This window comes from Allobosea sp. OK403 (assembly GCF_900113835.1).
Taxonomy (GTDB): Bacteria; Pseudomonadota; Alphaproteobacteria; order Rhizobiales; family Beijerinckiaceae; genus Allobosea.
Map to the genome: position 1 here is coordinate 537,416 of NZ_FOQV01000003.1, position 17,113 is coordinate 554,528.

General features: G+C 64.1%; 9 protein-coding genes. 4 read left to right on the forward strand and 5 right to left on the reverse strand.

What is annotated here, in order from left to right; genetic code table 11:
• Positions 1–19: 19 nt before the first annotated feature.
• Positions 20–1,936, reverse strand: a complete 1,917-nt coding sequence (cysN, locus tag BMZ97_RS13745) for a sulfate adenylyltransferase subunit CysN (RefSeq protein ID WP_092170188.1) — start codon at positions 1,934–1,936, stop codon at positions 20–22.
• Positions 1,936–2,877 (reverse strand): sulfate adenylyltransferase subunit CysD, encoded by a 942-nt coding sequence (gene cysD, locus BMZ97_RS13750; protein ID WP_280141750.1) that lies wholly within the window; start codon positions 2,875–2,877, stop codon positions 1,936–1,938. Before cysD ends, cysN begins: the two co-directional genes overlap by 1 nt.
• 214 nt (positions 2,878–3,091) lie before the next feature.
• Here cysD and BMZ97_RS13755 point away from each other — a divergent pair, with 214 nt between their 5' ends.
• From BMZ97_RS13755 to BMZ97_RS13765, 4 genes are all read left to right on the forward strand, one after another.
• Entirely contained in the window at positions 3,092–4,603 is a 1,512-nt protein-coding gene (locus BMZ97_RS13755; protein WP_210188252.1) for a cytochrome P450, read from the forward strand.
• A 17-nt stretch (positions 4,604–4,620) separates the two neighbouring features.
• Complete coding sequence (locus BMZ97_RS31730; protein WP_280141742.1) at positions 4,621–4,755, forward strand: hypothetical protein; 135 nt, start codon at positions 4,621–4,623, stop codon at positions 4,753–4,755.
• A 36-nt stretch (positions 4,756–4,791) separates the two neighbouring features.
• Positions 4,792–5,616: an SDR family oxidoreductase gene (locus BMZ97_RS13760; RefSeq protein WP_175525554.1), complete on the forward strand. Its 825-nt coding sequence runs from the start codon at positions 4,792–4,794 to the stop codon at positions 5,614–5,616.
• A gap of 164 nt (positions 5,617–5,780) precedes the next feature.
• Positions 5,781–6,569 carry a hypothetical protein gene (locus BMZ97_RS13765; protein WP_092170193.1) on the forward strand — a complete coding sequence of 263 codons (789 nt, stop codon included), beginning with the start codon at positions 5,781–5,783 and terminating at the stop codon, positions 6,567–6,569.
• 116 nt (positions 6,570–6,685) lie between these two features.
• On the opposite strand, the gene BMZ97_RS13770 is transcribed toward BMZ97_RS13765, so the two are convergent.
• The 3 genes from BMZ97_RS13770 to BMZ97_RS13780 form a co-directional block, all read right to left on the reverse strand.
• A complete protein-coding gene (locus BMZ97_RS13770) occupies positions 6,686–8,089 on the reverse strand; it encodes a glycosyltransferase family 4 protein (RefSeq protein ID WP_092170196.1) in 1,404 nt (467 codons plus the stop codon).
• A 193-nt stretch (positions 8,090–8,282) separates the two neighbouring features.
• Positions 8,283–9,638, reverse strand: coding sequence for an aminotransferase class I/II-fold pyridoxal phosphate-dependent enzyme (locus tag BMZ97_RS13775; RefSeq protein ID WP_092170199.1), 1,356 nt, complete (start codon positions 9,636–9,638; stop codon positions 8,283–8,285).
• Positions 9,635–17,074, reverse strand: coding sequence for a type I polyketide synthase (locus tag BMZ97_RS13780; protein ID WP_092170201.1), 7,440 nt, complete (start codon positions 17,072–17,074; stop codon positions 9,635–9,637). The genes BMZ97_RS13775 and BMZ97_RS13780 overlap by 4 nt, the downstream gene beginning before the upstream one ends.
• Between the last annotated feature and the right edge of the window lie 39 nt (positions 17,075–17,113).

Genomic DNA, 17,113 nt, shown 5'->3' on the forward strand with positions numbered 1-17,113 from the left:
CAACCAGCGCGACATCTCGTCAGCCCGGTTTGAGGTAGCGACCCTTCTTCAGGAAATCGATGATCCGGTCTGCCGATCGCTCGATTGCGACCTTGTCCGTATCGAGGTGGATTTCGGGGGCCTCCGGCGGTTCATAGGGGCTGTCGATCCCGGTGAAGTTCTTGATCTGCCCGGCGCGGGCCCGTTTGTAGAGCCCCTTCGGATCGCGTGCTTCCGCCACCGATAGCGGTGCGTCCACGAAGATCTCGATGAATTCCCCGGGCTCCAGGCACTCGCGCGCCATCCGGCGTTCGGCGCGGAAGGGCGAGATGAAGGAGGCCAGCACGATCAGCCCGGCATCGACGAAGAGTTTGGCCGTCTCGGCCACCCGGCGAATATTCTCGACGCGATCGACTTCCGTGAAGCCGAGATCGCGATTGAGCCCGTGGCGGAGATTGTCGCCGTCGAGGAGATAGGTGTGGCAGCCCAGCGCGAAGAGGCGCTGCTCGACCAGGTTGGCGATCGTCGACTTGCCTGAACCCGACAAGCCGGTGAACCACAAGACCACCGGCCGCTGGCTCTTGGCTTGCGCGCGCCGCCGCTTGTCGATGTCGACGGGCTGCCAGTGGATATTCGTCGCACGCCGCAGCGCGAAGCCGATCATGCCAGCGCCGACCGAATGGTTGCTGACGCGGTCGATCAGGATGAAGCCGCCGGTCGTCCGGTTCGCGGCGTAGGGATCGAAGGCGATCGGTTCGCGGGTCGAGATGTTGACGATGCCGATCTCGTTGAGACCGAGATCCTTTGCGGCGAGGTGCTGGAAGTTGTCGGCAACGATCTTGTACTTGATCTCAGTGACGCTGCAGAGGACGGTCTTGGTGCCGATCTTCAGCAGATAGGGACGACCCGGGATGAGATGGTCATCATGCATCCAGATGACATGTGCCGCGAACTGGTCGGCGACATCAGGCCGCTGATCCGCGTCGCTCAGCACATCGCCGCGCGACACGTCGATCTCGTCGTCAAAGGTGACCGTCACAGCCTGGCCGGCCCGGGCGTCTTGAAGATCGCCATCATAGGTCGAGATCGAGCGGATCGTGGATGTGCGCCCCGACAGGGAGGCGACGACCTCATCACCCACCGCAACGCTGCCGCTTGCGATCGTGCCGCTATAGCCGCGAAAGTCCATATTCGGCCGGTTGATCCATTGAATGGGCAAGCGGAACGGCTGATGGCGCGCATCGCGTGCGACCTCGACGGCCTCGAGATATCCGAGCAGGTGCGGGCCGGCATACCAATCGAGATTGGCGCCTCGGCTGATCACATTGTCGCCGAGCTTGGCCGAGACCGGGATCGCCTTGACCGTCTCGAAGGAGAGGTCGCGGGCGAACCTCTCGTAATCCGCGACGGTCTCCTCAAACCGCGACTGGGAATAGCCGACGAGATCGATCTTGTTCACCGCCAGCACGACGTGCCGGATCCCGAGCAGGGATGCGATGAAGGAGTGTCGGCGCGTCTGCGTCAGCACGCCCTTTCGGGCATCGACGAGAATGATCGCAAGATCGGCATTGGATGCGCCGGTCGCCATGTTGCGCGTGTATTGCTCATGGCCCGGCGTGTCCGCCACGATGAATTTCCGCTTGGCTGTCGAAAAGAAGCGGTAGGCGACATCGATCGTGATGCCCTGCTCGCGCTCCGCCTCCAGCCCGTCGACGAGCAGGGAGAAATCGATCTCCTGTCCCGCGCCACCACGGGATTTCGACTCGCGCTCGAGCGTCGCCACTTGATCGTCGAAGAGCAGCTTGGTGTCGTAGAGCAGTCTTCCGATCAGCGTCGACTTGCCGTCATCGACCGAGCCGCATGTCAGGAAACGCAGCAGGTCCTTGGGCTGGCTCAGGCCGGGCAGCGGCGTCTTGACGCTCGAAGTCTTGGCGGTTGGGAGATCAGCCGCGAACATCAGAAATAACCCTCGCGCTTCTTCTTCTCCATCGATCCGGCCTGGTCGTGGTCGATCAGCCGGCCCGAACGCTCGGAGGTGCGCGCGACGAGCATCTCCTGCACGATCTCGGGAAGGGTGGTGGCAGAGGACGTCATCGCCGCCGTCAGCGGATAGCAGCCGAGCGTTCGGAAGCGGATGCTGCGAAGCTCAGGCTGCTCGCCCGGCAGCAGCGGCAGGCGCTCGTCGTCGACCATAATGAATTGGCCGCCGCGCTCGACGACCGGCCGCTCCGCCGCGAAGTAGAGCGGCACGATCGGGATGCTCTCCCGCATGATGTATTGCCAGATGTCGAGCTCGGTCCAGTTCGAGAGCGGGAAGACCCGGATCGATTGGCCCTGGTCGATCCGCGTATTGTAGAGGTTCCAGAGTTCCGGCCGCTGGTTCTTGGGCTCCCAGCCGTGATGTTGCGTGCGGAACGAGAAGATCCTCTCCTTCGCGCGGCTCTTTTCCTCGTCGCGACGGGCGCCGCCGAACGCCGCGTCGAAACCATGCTGCGTCAGCGCTTGCTTCAGGGCGTCGGTCTTCATGATGTTGGTGTAGACGGACGAGCTGTGGCTGAACGGCGTCACGCTGGCATCGTGCCCTTCCCGGTTGAGCGCGACCAGAAGCTCCATGCCCGCACGCTTCGCCGCCTGGTCCCGGAAGGCGATCATCTCGCGGAACTTCCAGCCGGTGTCGATGTGGAGAAGGGGAAAAGGCGGTTTTGAGGGATGGAAGGCCTTCGCCGCGAGATGCAGCATAACCGACGAATCCTTGCCGATGGAATAGAGCATCACCGGCTTGCGGAATTCAGCCGCAACCTCGCGCATGATGTGAATCGATTCGGCTTCCAGCGCGTCGAGATGGGTCATCACCTCCCCGCTCCCGAGAGCGCCTGCTCGCTCCGCTCCGCGGGTCAATGGTCCAGGCGGCGAGGTTCTCGGCATGACGGTCAAGCTGGAGGGTCCAAGACGCTGGTAAGGAGGCATAGTTCGCAGTCACGGCCCGGACGGATGGGCTGGTGGCGACGCTCGAAGGATGGTGTCACCGCCATGCCTGTGGACAGGCCGCGCATCGTGACTTAACGCGGAATCGTTGGCGTTCAAGGATCGCCCCTGCAATTGTCGGGCTTACATGCACGATCGTTCCCCTGCCTCCGATTCGTCCAGCGGCTTGGCCGCAGCGGGCTCCCCGTCGAAGCCGGACACACTCTGGAACAAGGCCACCTCGTGGCTCTACCGGCCGGCGCCCATCATCGAGCGGCGCGGCCCCGCCGAGTTCGTTCCCTGCCATCCGGAGCCGTTGCGGAAAGATCCCAATCTCGTTCAGATCGTGCTCGGCGCGCGCCATAATCTGATCAGCGGGTGGATGGCGGACCATTATCGCTCCGGAATCGACAGCTTCCGCATCGCGCGCCGGCAGATCGTCGTCGTCAACTCGCCCGAATACATCAAATACGTTCTCGTCACGCGGCACGCCAATTTCGAGCGGAAGAGCCCGCAGATGCGGAGGGCGCTCGAAGCCTTGCTGGGCGATGGCCTCTTCATCAGCGACGGCGATGTCTGGAAGAAGCGCCGCCCCCTCGTCGCAGACATCGTCCACAAGCGCCGCCTGCCGGAATTCGGCCAGACGATGGAGGATGCTGCCCTCGCCGTCGCCGATGAGTGGGCCCGCCTGCCGGAGGGGGCGGAAGTCGAGCTGACCGAAGAGATGGGGCGCCTCACCGCGGCCATCATATCCCGCGCCGTCTTCGGCAAGAGCATCGCCCGCGAAGCGGCGCAACAGGTCGTCGACGGCTTCAGCGCTTATCAACGCGCCGCCGATTCGTTCAATCTCGCCTATTTCCTCGGCGCGGATGAGGGCTGGCCCGCGCGTGGCGGCAGAAGACGACGCCGGGCGATCGCGATGGTGCATGGCGTAGTCGAGAGCGTCATCAACGCCCATCTCGCCGGTGAAGGCGATGCGGGCTCGATGGTCGACCTGCTGATCCGCCGTAACCAGCGAAGCGCTGCCGCCCCGCTGGACGTCACCGCCCTGCGCAACGAGGCGGCGACGATCTTCATGGCGGGGCATGAGACCACGGCGACGACGCTGACCTGGGCCTGGTATCTCCTGGCGAACGCGCCATGGGTGGCGCAAAAGCTCCATGAGGAAATCGAGGCGGTTTGCGGCAGCCGGCCGCCGGCCTTGTCGGACCTGCCGCAGCTAGGCTGGTGCCGCGCGGTCATACAGGAGACCTTGCGCCTCTACCCGCCCGTGCCGCTGCTGCCGAGGCAAGCGCTCGAGGCTGACAGGATCGGCCATATCAAGGTCGAGAAATCGGCGCTGATCATGATCGCGCCCTGGCTGCTGCACCGCGCGGCCGATCTCTGGGACAAGCCGAACCATTTCCTGCCGGAGCGGTTCCTCAATGGCGCCAGTATCAACCCTTTCGCCTTCATCCCCTTCGCGGTCGGCCCGCGGATCTGCCCGGGCATGAATTTCGGCCAGGACGAAGCCACGCTCTGCCTGGCCATACTGGCGCAACGCTTCACCGTGACCCCGCGCGAGGGCTACAAGGTCGAGCCGGTCTGCCGGCTGACGCTGCGCCCCAATGGCGGCCTGCCGGCGCGCGTGATGCGGCGTTCGACCGACCGCCTCATGTGACGATGGGATCTGCCGGCATGTCCTTCACGCTCACCCCGGACAACGCCCCGCTCGCCGATGTCGCGGGGCTCAATGCCCCGATCGGGTCGACCATCCTGAAGCATCTCGACCAGTGGTATTATCTGGATGATTCCATCGGAGCGATCGCATAACCGATGGCTCTTGCCCGCCCGGCCGGAGGAGGCCCGATGCCTGCAGATCCCGCGGTGAAGGTCGCCGTCATCTCCGGCGGGTCGAGCGGAATTGGCCTGGCCTGCGCCCGCGGTCTCCTGGCGCGGGGCTACCAGGTGGTGCTGCTCGCTCGCGACCTGGACAGGCTCCAGATGGCCCGGGCGGAGCTCGGACCGGATTTCGCGGCCTCCATCGAACTCATCCCCACCGATGTCGATGACGCCTCCTCCTGCCTGGCTGCGATCGAGGCCGTCACGCATCGCTATGGGCGCATCGACTGGCTCATCACCTCGGCCGGCATCGTCGAGCCGGGGATGTTTCTCGATCTCGATCTCGCCGCCCACCGGGCGCAGATGGAGACCAATTATTTCGGCACGCTCCATCTGGTCCAGGCAGTGGCCCCCCTGATGCGACAGACGGGCGGCAGGATCACCCTGGTGTCGTCCGGGGCAGCCTTCCTCGGCATTGCCGGCTACAGCGCCTATGCGCCGAGCAAATTCGCGGTTCGGGCTCTGGCGGAGATCCTGCGCCTGGAGCTCGAGCCTGAGGGCATAGCGGTCAGCGTCGCCTTCCCGCCCGATACCGAGACGCCGCAGCTTGAGCAGGAGAGGCGAAATCGCCCCCCGGTGACACGCCTGGTTTCGGAGAAAGCGGGGGTCATGACGGCCAAACAGGTGGCCGAAGGCATCATCAGCCGCGCGGAGACGGGCGCGTTCGTCTTGACCCTGTCGGTGCCGATCGCATTCCTGGCCCGGTTTCATAGCCTCTACGGACCGCTTTTTGCTTGGCAGCAGCGACGCCTGCTGAAACGCCTCGGACTGCAGCGGGCTTCGTCCGGATAAACCGCCGCTAGAGCATTTCCGCGTTTCTCCGAATCGCGGAAGTTCTCTAACTCTTTGTTTTAAAGCGTTTTCTTCACGCGAACCGGTGTCCACTTCGCTCGAAAACGCTCTAGCCGGAGCACGGCAAAGCTCCTATCGCGACGGAATAGTCTATGAGCGCCTGAATGATATATATCTGTTATGGCATCACGAAATCAGCGAGCACTTTCCTCTATCAATTGACGGAGGAAACCTTTCGGGCAGCCGGCCGGAAAATCATGCGACTTGGATCGCCATACAGGGCGAGCGATTCCGTCGAGAATTACTTCGATTTCGTCAATATCGATCTGCTGAGCGAAATCCAAGATCTCGCGAAAGGACGCGATATCGTCCTGAAAACACACGGACCGCCACTGGCTGGGATCGCCGAGCTCGTCGCATCCGGGCATGTTCTTGCGAGTTCATCAATTCGCGACCCGCGGGAGATCGCGTTGTCGATGATCGACCACGGCCACCGCTCTCGACAGTGGAAGAGCGCTCGCTTCTCCGAGTTCGTCCATGTCGATGATACGCTGAACGCCCTCGATATCCAGATCGGCATTTTCCAGAGCTGGGCGAACATAAAGGGCGTCAAGATCTTCAAATACAACGATATCTGCTACGACAGCGCCTCGGTTGTGACGGGCATCGCGAGCCATATCGGCGCGGAGGTCGATGCCGACAAGGTTTTGAATAAATTCAAAAGCAAAACAACGATCGGCCAGTTCAGCAAAGGCAAGGCGCTGAGATACACGGAGCTGAGCTCGGAAGACCAAGAGATCTTTCTCGAACGATACGCCGACCTCTATAAGGCGTTCGAATTCGAGACTGCGAACGCCCGCCGGGTCGCGGAGGAGCAGAAGGGGCGCGCTCTGCGCCCTTCGGGCGAACTGATTCAGCACCTGATCAATTTCAGAAGACGATTCCGCATCTGACTTGATTGCGATGGCGCGGATCCTCCTCCGATCCGATGCGCGCCAGAGCAGGATGCGAAAAAGTGGGCACCGGTTTTTCGCATCCTGCTCCGGCTCTAGGAGGAGCAGGCCGCCTTCTATCCCAGCACGCGATCATAGACCGCCTTCATCCGCTCGGCGTAGCGCTCCGGGGAAAAGAACTCCGCACGTTTCCGTCCACGGCTGGACAGCTCGGCGCGCAGATCCGCATCCGCATCGATCGCCTTGATGGCATCGCGGATGTCCTCGGTCTTGTAGGGATTGACCAGCATTGCCGCGTCCCCGGCGACCTCCGGAAGGGAGCTTGTGTTCGATGTGATCGTCGGTGTCCCCAGCAGCATCGCCTCCAGAACCGGCAGACCGAAGCCCTCATATAGTGACGGGAACAGGACCGCACGGGCCCCCCGGACCAGCGACAGGAGCGACGCCCGGGGAACATAGGGCAAGCGTTGGACGCGACGCTCCGGCTTGATATGCGTGCCGTCGAAGCGCCAGCTCATCAGGCGCTCGTCCTCGATCACTTCAAGGTCACGCTCATATTGCCAGCCAAGCCCGCCCACGAGCACGAGGGGCCGGGTCGTCCCTGAAGCCGCGAAGGCCTCGACCATGCGCGAGATGTTCTTCTTCGGCTCGACCGCCCCCAGGAACAGAAAATACTCCTTGAAGTCCAGCCCATAACGGTTGCCGATATCGCGCGCGGCATCGTCATCCGAGATCGACAATGCGGCCGGGTCCAGCGAAACGGACTGCCATGTATTGGTTATACGGCCCTCCGGAACGTCAAAAAATTCCAAGACATCCCGCCTCGTGAACTCCGACACAGCAACAATATGGTCGGCCTTGCTCAAAATATGCTTGGTCATATTGTAGAAGTATTTCTTATTATCGAGCGTCGAATAAGGCAATCTCAGCGGCACTATATCGTGAATGGTATAGACGTTGGCCGAATTCTTCACGAAAGCCGGCGTCGGACGCGTCGCGTGAAACAGATCATGGCGCCCCTCGGGCACCACCGCCATGCGCCGGCCGAAGCGATTGAAATGCAGATAGGACCGCTCCCACAATCGCACGGCCCCTTGCGTCGGATGCCGCCTTTCGGCAGCTGTTCCCGAGCTCGGATCCAGGACGATGCGCGGCGCCGGCAACCGCTGCGCCTTCGCTCCACCGGGAACGCCGATCGTCCAGTCGACCGCGCGACCGGCCCATTGCAGCGGGTCGATGGCTTTCGGATCGACGACGTCGCTCAGAGCGACTTCCGACAGCAGAGGGTCGCGACGGTTGATAGCGCGGTCGATGCCGATCAACAGCTCGACATCATGGCCGAGCCCGCTCGCCGTATGCGCGAGGTTGCGCGCATAGGTGGCTATCCCCGTGCCCTGCTTCAGGGTCAGGGCGTGGGCTTCGAGAAGGATGTTCTTTGACACCGGTAGCCGCCTCTTTGCGCTAGAGCATTTTCGAGCGAAGTGGACACCGGTTCGCGTGAAGAAAATGCGATAAAACAAATAGTTAGAGTATTTTCGCGATTCGGAGAAACGCGGAAATGCTCTAGATCACGTCGCAGTCGGGTGAATTGTCCAGAACTCTTCGTCGCGCGCAGGACGGCAGCCTGCTGCATCGGGCAATGCGGCAAACTCCGAGAGACGAGCTTTCGCCTCCGTCGCGAGGCCAGCCAAAAGCCTCTGGTTTCATCCGGCTCTAGCGGCGCAGGATCTCCTTCAGCGAGACATCAGCGAGAGCGCCGACTTCCTGCGCCACATAATCGACCGCATCGTCGATCTGCTGGTCGCTATGCGTTGCATTGATGAAGAAGCGCAGCCTCGCGGCCTTCTCCGGAACGCCTGGCGGCACGATCGGGAAGGCGTTGATCCCCTTGGCAAGCAGCCGTTCGGCAAGGACCAGGGTCGCAACCGTCTCGCCGATGATGATCGGAATGACGCCGAAGCCCCAACTCGCGCCGGTGTCGAGCCCGGCTGCCACGGCGCGCGCATGGAAGCGCTGCGACTGGCGCTGCAGGCGCTCGACACGCTCCGGCTCACGCTCCATCAGCCGAAGCGCCACAGTGGAGGCGACGGCTGCCGGCGCCGGCATGCCCACGCTGTAAACGAAGCCGGGCGCCTGATGCTTGAGCAGATCGACCACGGCCTCGCAGCCCGCAACATAGCCGCCGCAGCTGACGAGGCTCTTTGAGAGCGTACCGAGCCAGAGATCGACCCCGTCCGGCGCCACCTGCTGATGCTCGAAGACGCCGCGTCCACGCGTCCCGAGGACACCGAGCCCATGAGCGTCGTCGATCATCAGCCAGGCGGAGAAGTCCTGCTTGATGGCGATCAGACGCCCGAGATCAGGCCCGTCGCCATCCATCGAAAACAACCCCTCGCTGACGATGAGCACCCGCTCGAAGCGACGGCGATCCGCAGCGAGCATCGCTTCGAGCGCGTCGAGATCGTTGTGGGGGAAAAGCCGTCGCGTGCAGCCGGCGAGCTGCGCGCCGACCACGACGCAATTGTGGATGAGGGCATCATGGACGAGGAGGTCCTTCGGCCCGAGCAGGGTCGCAATCGTCGAGACCGCCCCGGCATGGCCGGACACGAAGGCGATGCTGTCCTGCGCCTCGTAGTTCCGCGCGATCGCCCGCTCCAATTCGCGATGGACGCTGCGCTCGCCCGCGCTGATCCGGCTAGCGGACACCGAACTGCCGAACTCGTCGGCGGCTTTCGCGATGGCCTGGGTGATCTCGGGATGCCCGTTGAGGCCCAGATAGTCATAGGAGGCGAAGTTGACGACGGGTTTGCCTTCGATGACGGAGACCGCGCCGGCCCTAACATCGTGCTGTCGATAATACGGGCTTTGCAATCCGGCGAAGGCTGCGAAGCCGCGCTGGAATTTCATCTGCTGATAGAGCGGGTGGTCTTCGAAGGCGACGCTGTATTGCTTCTCCGGCCGGCTCGGGCGTGCGGGGATCACTGGGGCAGCCTTCGGGGTCTCGCTCATCCGCGCCAGCAGATCCGCCAACGCATCATCGGACAATGGATTGCTGTCGCCAGTGGTCATCGTGCGACACCGCGGCTCGACTTGCGAACCATCTGCTCGAGCTGGCTTGCCTCCTCATGCGACAATTCCATCGTCGAATGAACGCTCGCAAGCCTGACGATCGTCGACTGCATGCTCTCGCCCTGGGGTTCTTCAACCTCATCCTGGGCCTGATTGAGCTGCCCCACGATGGCGGCGGCCATGTCGCCGAGGTTGCGGTCGCCGGCCCCGACCACCGCAATCTGCACGCCGATCGCCGTCTCGAGCGCCATATGGAGTTCCAGCGCCATCAGCGAATCGAGGCCGAGCTCGGCGAGAGGGCGCGCGAGGTCGATCTTACTTTCCGCCATGCGCAGGATCTCCGCCACCTCTCGCCGCAGGATACCGGTGACGATCTCGATCGCCTCTTCCCGGCTCTTGCCATGCAGGTCGGAAGCCAGCTCCTCCGTCTGGCCACGCCTGGCCTCGCTGTCGAGAAAACCCAGGTCGATGAAAGCCGCGCTCCTCAGCAAGGCCAGCTTCTCGGCTCCGCCGCCCTGGGCAATGCCGGCCAGGAATTGCACCGGCTCGATGCTGTTGCCGAGGCTCAGCAGCCGCCCCAGATGCGCGAGCGCCTCGAAGGAGCGCATGGGGACGACGCCTGTCGTCCGGCGCAGGCGCTGTCCGAGCTGCTTGTCGCGAGCGATGATCCCGACATCCGAAATCGCGCCCCAGCCTATCGCCAAAGCCGGCTTTCCGAGTTCGCGGCGGCGGCGCATGAAGCCTTCGAGGAAACCGTTGGCTGCGACATACGCGGCCTGCCCCGGGCTGCCCACCAGCGTCGTTGCCGACGAATAGGCCACGAAGACATCGAGCGGCTGATCGCTGGTCGCCTCGTCGAGATTGACGATGCCGTCCACCTTGGCGCGCAGCACAGCCTGGAGGCGCTCGGGCGAGAGATTGGCGATCAGCCCGTCATCGAGATGCACGGCGGCGTGAACGACGCCGCGGAGCGGGCCGTGAGCCTCGGTCAACCGGGTGACGGCCTCTCGCACCGCTGCGGCATCACTGACATCCAGCACCTCGACGACGACCTGTGCGCCGCTCGCGCGCATCTCGGCCAGAAGCGGAAGCAGCGCCTCCTCGACCACTCCGCGCCGGGACAGCAATGCGATATGCGACGCCCCCTTCCGTGCCAGCCATTGCGCCGTCGCGAAGCCGAGACCCGCTGTCCCGCCGACAACGGCATAGAGGCCCGGGCGGACCTTATAGGACAACGAGGCGATATCGGCGCGCGCCGCGGATGGCGGCCTGATAACGATCTTGCCGACATGCTCGGAGGCCTGCATGCTCCGGAACGCCGCGCCGACCTCGTAGGATTCAAAGCTCCGATAGGTGAGCGGCCGCAGGGCGCCGCTTCGGAACGCCTCGGAAAGCTTCGACATCATCGCGCGAACCAGACCTGGATCGGCGGCGAGCAATTCATCCAGATCGATGCCGCTATAGGCGATGTTGCGCAGGAAGGGCCGCAGCGCAAGCTGCGTATTGTCCAGGAAATCGCGCTTGCCGAGTTCGAGAAAGCGGCCGAACGGCTTCAGCAGCTTGAAGCTGGCCTGCATGGCGGAGCCGGCCAAGGAATTGAGCACGACATCGACGCTGCCGACATGCTCTCGGATGGCGCCTGCGAACCGCTCTTGCCGCGAATCAAAAACCTGATCCGCGCCGGCGGCCTTGGCGATGGCGCGGCGCGCTTCGTTGCTTGCCGTTCCGAGAACCCGCGCCTGATGCAGCTTGGCGATCTGGATGGCTGCAAGGCCAACTCCGCCGGCCGCGCCATGCACCAGCACGTCGTCCCCCGGGCGAATATGGCCCCGCTCCACAAGGGCGTACCAGGCAGTGGCGAAGACGACGGGGATCGTCGCCGCCGCCTCCAGATCGAGCGTGTCGGGAACAGGGAAGAAATGCCAGTCCGGGCAGACGATGTGCGAAGCGAAGGCGCCTGCAGCAAAGCCCATCACCGCATCGCCCGGGCGGTGCTGCGTCACTCCGGGCCCGACCCGCACGACCCGCCCCGAGCATTCGAAGCCGAGCGCGGCGCGCGTCAATCCGGCGCCGAGCAGATCGTCGTCCAGAACGCCCAGTCCGACCATCACGTCGCGGTAGTTCAGGCCTGCGGCAACGACCTCGACCTCGATCTCACCGTCCGCGGGCGCAAGGCGAGGCCGCCTGTGCCACTCGAAGCCGTCCAGCCCCACGCCGTCGGCGAAGTGCAGGACCGCGCGCTCGTCCTGGCGAAGGGGCGTGTCACTGACCATGCCGCGCCTGATGCGGTTGACCTCGATACCGGTCGTCGTAATCCGCAATTCACGCTCAGTGTCATCGAAGGACAGGATCTCGCTAACGCGCGCGGCCGCTGAGGCGCTTTCGACATCGACCAGCCGCAGATCGATCTCCGGAAACTCATTGATCGCGACACGCATGAACGCCCAGACGCCGGCATCCTCGCCGGCATGGTCCATCGTGCCGACGCGTGCGGCCTCGGTCAGGACGATCATTCGGCAGGGGCGTTCGACACCGCCCAGAAGCTTCAACAGCGCGGCCAACGCCTCGATGCGGGCGGCAAGCCTGCCGCAGGGCGTCGTATCGGGCGCCTCCGGCGCAACCACGATCGTCGCAGGCTCGCCCGCCGGCAGCGCAACGAGCCAGGAGCCCAGCGCGTCGAGCTGGTCCCGGTCAAAGACTTCTGCCGTCACCAACCCGTATCGGGCACGCAGATCGCCGCTGGCCGGCTCGGCCACGATCGCGATGTGATCTGGTTTCGCCTCGGGAGCCTCGCGGCGGCCCGCGCGAGCGCTGGCCAGATTGAGGCCCCCCTCGCCGGTCTGCTGCGTTACGATCTCGGTGGCCCGGGCCGCCTCGAGACGCTGCTGAAGCCTATCTGGAGCAGCGCGACTGGGCCCCTCCCGATCCTGCCAGACAGCAGGGGTCGAGGCACCAAGCAGGAATGCCAGGTACACATCGTCGCTGGGCTCCGCGAGCAGGATCGGCGCAGCTTCGGTCAGAAGGCCGAGTGCGCCACTCACTGCCGCATCATTCGTCGCGTGGAACGGCGAGAGCGGCATGCTGAAGCCGATCAGGGCGTCGAAACCCGCGAAGACTCTCTTATCGCTACCGTCGAGAACGAGAATATCGAAGAGACTGCCAACTCCGGGCCAGTGTCGTTGCTCTTCGGCCCTTGCTGCGTTCGCGACGGCGAGCGTCACGGAAATCCTGCCCTGCTGCACCAACCCGACCAAGGCTTCGGTCAGACCACCGTTCCAGTCGCCAGCCACGAGAACCCGTAGCTTTCGCGGAGCTGACGCCGTCCACGCTGCGAGCGCGCCTGCAACCGTGCGACGCAACGGGACCGAGATGGTGCACAGGCTCCACTGGTCGTAGGCAAAGCTGGAAGACCTTGGCCCTGGCTTGCCTGTCCGCAGGAACGCCCCGGCCTCGCTCAGCGCCTGCGCCGCCAGCCGTATCTCCCGGTTCGCACGGGGGAAGCGCTGCAGCAGCGTGCCGAGGATCACCTCCGGGGACGGCATGGCGAAGACCTGCGACAGGCGGGTTCCGCCGACCGTGCTGTCCAGGCCGCCAGCCATCGCCAGAATATCGCGCGCCATTCCAAGGAGAGCCTGAGCCGCCAGCACTATGGTGCGATCGGCCGCTATACCCTCAAAGCTGTTGTCCCCGCCGGCCGGCAGCAACTCCTGGCAGAGCGTCCACGCCAAGGATACGGAGAAAGCCTTGAGCAGCAGGCCGACCTGCCGGATTTCTTCCGACCGGCTCGTGCCCTCGTCTTCTCCAACGATCTTGGCCGCAGGCAGCGAAAGCGCGCCGATCGCGATGCTTTCGTCCCGAAAGGTCCGTTCCGCCATGAATGGCTTGACCAGGTGCACCGAGCGGAAGACCGCCTCCTCGATGGAGGCGACGAGGGCGCCGTCCGTGTCGAGCAGAGCCACCGAGAGGGTCTTGAAGCGCTCCGTTTCCCGCAGCAGCTTCGTCACCGAATGCGTTATCGCCGTCCCCGGCTTCCAGACGCGGATCTGCCGGAACCGGATCGGCAGATAGGCCTTGCGTTCGCCGTCCCGCTGAGGACGCGCCAGGAACAGGCCGTGAAAGCTCCCATCCAGCGAAATCGGATGAAGAACATGCAGGTCGTCATAGGCGCCGACGCCACCTGCCGGAACGATCAAGCGGCTTTCGCCGACGGTCTCGTCCCGATGCGTGGAGGCGACGACGCGGAACCGCGGTCCGTAACCCAGGCCAGCGCGCTCGGCCGCCGCATAGATTTCCGCCGCCTCGCTGTGGATGGGTTCCACGACTTTCGGAATCTGAGGCTGCTGTGTCCCGGCGAAGCCTGGCACACGCCGGAGCGTTCCGCGGGCGTGCAGGAGCCAGTCATTGCCTGCGAAGCGCCGCCTGCTCCAGATCTCGACGGTTTCGGTATGCCCGAAATAGCGGGTCGAAACCTCGCGGGTCTCGTCATCGCCAAAGGTCATCGCCCTGGTGATGTCGAACTCGCCGAGCTCGAGCGGGACCGATCCCATCATGTCGGCGCCGGCAGCCAACGCCATCTCGATCAGCGCGGCAGCAGGCAGGACGACCCCGCCATCGACCCTGTGATCGTCGAGGTAAGGCAGCAGAATCGGATCAAGCAGGTTGCGCCATTCGAGAGAGCCATCCGACAGGCGAGCGCCGAGGAGCGGATGCAGCGGCTCGCTCGCGATCAGGCGGCCATGGGCGCTCAGGGCCTCCGAAGTCGCCTCGAAGCGATACTCCCCCATCTGGAAAGGATAGGGCAGCAAGGGCTCGATGCCGCGAGGCGCATCGCCGAAGACGGCCGCCGTGTCGTGCTGCAGCCCATGGGCCGCGATCCGCGCTGCGATCCCCCGGATCGGATCCTGCGCTTCCGGATCGCTCGCCGACAATGTCTGCAACAGCGGGTTCTGCGCGTCCCGCGCCCGCAATATATCCGAGATCGGCCCGAGCAGGATTGCGCGTGGCGCCAGCTCCATGACGGCCGCCTCGGGGTATGCCGCCAAAGCGGCTTCCACCGCTTCGACGAAACGAACGGGACGGCGGATATTGTCCCACCAATAGCGGGCATCGAGCTCGTCATGAGCCAGGGACCGACCGGTCACGGTCGAGTAGAGCGGTGTATTCGCTACGGACGCGGCAAAGCCCGACAGATCCGCGACGACTTTCGCCTCCACGCCGTCGAGCGCTCTGGAATGGAAGGGATAGTCGACATTCAGCAGCACGCTCGCTACCCGGCGCTGTCGCGCCAATCGGGCGATGGCGGCAATCTGATCGGCAGGGCCTGAGACGGTGACCGAGGCCGCACTGTTATAGGCGGCGAAGTCGACGGCGGATGCGCCTGCCCCGTCGATCAGATCCTGAACCGAAGCCGGATCGGCCGCCAGCACCAGCATGCGCCCCATGCCGCGCACGAATTCCTGGTGCTCGCTCCTGATCTGCAGGATGCGGAGCGCATCGGCTCTGGAGACGAAGCCGCAGCACTCGGCCGCGGCGATCTCTCCGACGCTGTGCCCGATCACCGCCAGAGACTCGACGCCATACTGCTTGAGAACGGCCGACAGGGCCGACTGGACGGCGAAAATCAATGGCTGGGCGACAGAGGTCTGCTCGAGTTGCTCCACTGAGACGCCATCGCGGAGACGCTCCGCGATCGACCAGCCTGCAAGGGGTTGGTAGAGGCGGTCGATCTCGTCGATCTCCTGCCGGAAGGCCGCGTTGCTCTGATAGGCGAGCCTGCCCATCTGCGGGTATTGCCCGCCATTGCCGCTGAAGACGAAGATTGCGCGGCGCGGCATGCCATGGACGATCGCGCTGGAGGCTCGACTTTGCTGCAGTATCCCCGCGCCGAAGGCGCGAAGGACGTCGGCAGCGTCGCGCGTCGCGTCACCCAAAGGCGAGAGCGGGATTGCCAGCCGGTGCGGCATGAGTTCGTGCTGATAAGCGAGAGCAGTCGCAACCTGCGGCGCCTTGAGCTCCGAAGCAAGGCCCCCCGCAATCTGGTGCGCACGGAGCTGCAAGCCCTCCGCAGTGCTTGCCGAGACGAGTAGCACTTCGGCCTCGCGTTTCGGCAGCGGTCGCGCCGCGATGACCTTCGCCACAGAGGCCGAACGAAGGATCGCATGACCGTTGGTGCCCCCGAAGCCGTAATTGCAGACGCCAGCGAAAATGCTGCCGTCGCGGGCTGACACCGGCAGCGCGCCGGTGACCGGCGTGAGGTTCAGCCCCTCGAAATCGATTGCGCTATGCCGGCTACCGGCAAACAAGGACCGTGGCACCACGCCGTGCTCGAGCGCCATGCTGGCCTTCAAAAGCGCCGCTAGCCCCGAGGCCGCTTCCAGGTGGCCGATATTGGACTTGACCGAGCCGATCGGCAGGGGGGCAGAACGCCGTTTCCCCAGCGCCTCGCCTATCGCGGCAGCTTCGATGGGGTCGCCGATCTTCGTTCCGGTCCCATGCGCCTCGACGAAGGCCAGGTTTTCAGGGTCTATCTGCGCGGCCGCATAGACATTCTCGATGAGCTGCTGCTGCGATTGCTGCGAGGGCAGCGAAATGCCGTTCGTACGACCATCGGAGTTTGTCGCGGCCGCCACGACGATGCTGCGCACACGCCGGCCCGGCACGGATGCGTCGGACAGGCGCTGCAGAACCAGAACAACCGCACCCTCTGAGCGAACATAGCCGTCAGCCTCGTCGGAAAACGGCCGGCAGAGCCCGGTCGGCGACAGCATGCGCGCCTGCGAAAAGCCGATGAACGGCACCGGCGAAAGCAGCATATTCACGCCGCCGACGATCGCCATCTCGACATCGCCGGCGCGCAGCGCGGCCATCGCCTGTGCAAGCGCGACGAAGGAGGACGAGCATGCCGTATCGACGGTGAAGCTCGGCCCCTTCAGATCGAAGACATAAGATACCCTGTTTGCGAGGATCGACAGGGCATTGCCAGTCATGAAGTGGCTGCCGATCACCGCCGGATCGAACGCCCCCACACTTTGATAATCGGCGGCCGATGCACCGACATACACGCCCACATTCTGGCCAGCCAGGGACGAGGGCGGCAAACCGGCATCCTCAAGCGCCCGCCATGTCGCGCAGAGCAGCAGGCGCTGCTGCGGATCCATCTGCTGCGCCTCTCGCGGCGAAATACCAAAAGGGCTGGGATCGAACGCAAAGGCGTCGTCGATATAGCCCCCCGCAAACGTATAGGAGAAACCGGAGGTCGGCTTGCCAGGTCTCAGGAAGCGTTCGACGTTCCACCGCCCATGGGGACGCGGTGAGATCACATTACGTTCTGCCAGTAATATCTTCCAGAATTGGTCGAGAGATTTCGCTCCCGGAAGTATACAGGAGGCGCCGATAATGGCGACCTCTTCGGCAGGCGACTGGATTGAACGAGGCATGAAGTTACCGAGCTGTCCTGACGTCTCTCTCAATCGCAA

Coding starts and splice junctions, on each gene's coding strand:
- cysN (WP_092170188.1), bottom strand. CDS start 1,936: ATGTTCGCGGCTGATCTCCCAACCGCCAAGACTTCGAGCGTCAAGACG.
- BMZ97_RS13755 (WP_210188252.1), top strand. CDS start 3,092: ATGCACGATCGTTCCCCTGCCTCCGATTCGTCCAGCGGCTTGGCCGCA.
- BMZ97_RS31730 (WP_280141742.1), top strand. CDS start 4,621: ATGTCCTTCACGCTCACCCCGGACAACGCCCCGCTCGCCGATGTCGCG.
- BMZ97_RS13760 (WP_175525554.1), top strand. CDS start 4,792: ATGCCTGCAGATCCCGCGGTGAAGGTCGCCGTCATCTCCGGCGGGTCG.
- BMZ97_RS13765 (WP_092170193.1), top strand. CDS start 5,781: ATGATATATATCTGTTATGGCATCACGAAATCAGCGAGCACTTTCCTC.
- BMZ97_RS13775 (WP_092170199.1), bottom strand. CDS start 9,638: ATGACCACTGGCGACAGCAATCCATTGTCCGATGATGCGTTGGCGGAT.
- BMZ97_RS13780 (WP_092170201.1), bottom strand. CDS start 17,074: ATGCCTCGTTCAATCCAGTCGCCTGCCGAAGAGGTCGCCATTATCGGC.